Annotated in this window: 1 protein-coding gene and 1 pseudogene; both read left to right on the top strand. The window is 48.6% G+C overall.

Features of this window, described 5'->3' with window-relative positions; genetic code table 11:
* Window positions 1–549 (top strand): annotated as a pseudogene (locus CVN76_RS01290) (sugar phosphate isomerase/epimerase); the annotation flags it as partial.
* Window positions 536–897, top strand: a 362-nt coding sequence (locus CVN76_RS01285; protein WP_232732044.1) for a PfkB family carbohydrate kinase, incomplete at its 3' end; no start/stop codon positions are given. The pseudogene CVN76_RS01290 and the gene CVN76_RS01285, both read left to right, overlap by 14 nt.

The raw sequence follows: 897 nt of genomic DNA, 5'->3' as shown, positions 1-897 counted from the left end.
CACCAACTGAATGAACAAGGATTCAAGCAACTAACATGGGAAGCGCAACAACTGGGAGCTGATTTGCTAAAGCTGCCTCTAGGCTCCTACCATGAGAAGGAAACAAATATGAGTTACGTAAGTGAGGTACTGACGGAAAACCGGCCAAATGATGGACTGGCGATCACCATCGAGAACGATCAAACGTCTGGCGGTGGTAATGTAGAGACAATCACTCATTTCCTGAGCCGATGCAAAACATTGGATATGCCGATTGAAATGACATTTGATACGGGCAACTGGCTGTATACAGATGAGGAGCCGTTGATGGCGGCACGAGAGTTGGCAGGTTATGTGGCTTATATCCATTTGAAGCAGGTGAAGCGGGTACATGATGGGTGGGTGACCGAGCCAGTATCGATGCCGCTGCTGCCTGAGGTAATGGAGCTATTGGGGAATTTTAAGGGAGCTTGTCCGGTAGCGATTGAATTTCCGGTCACATTGGAAAATGCAGCGACGTATATTTCACTCATGAAAATGGAACAGGAGGTCAGCCATGAAAGAGCTTAGTGTACTGACGATGGGAGAGGCAATGGCGATGTTCATTGCCGATGATACGGGCAGCCTCGATGATTGCATGCGTTATAAGCGCTATGTGGCAGGGGCCGAAACCAATGTAGCGATTGGCCTGTCAAGGTTAGGCATCAAAACGGCATGGATGAGCAAGGTCGGAGATGATTCATTCGGACGGATGATTTTGAAAACGCTAACAAGCGAAGGCGTGGATGTCTCCCATGTCTTAACCGACCCGCATCATCCAACAGGATTCCAGCTGAAATCCAAAGTGGAGAAGGGCGATCCAGTCGTTGAATACTACAGGAGGAATTCAAGCGCGAGCAAGATTTCCTTGGAGGATTT

The sequence above is a fragment of the Bacillus sp. mrc49 genome (assembly GCF_002803435.1).
This window is presented reverse-complemented; position numbering and strand designations above follow the sequence as displayed.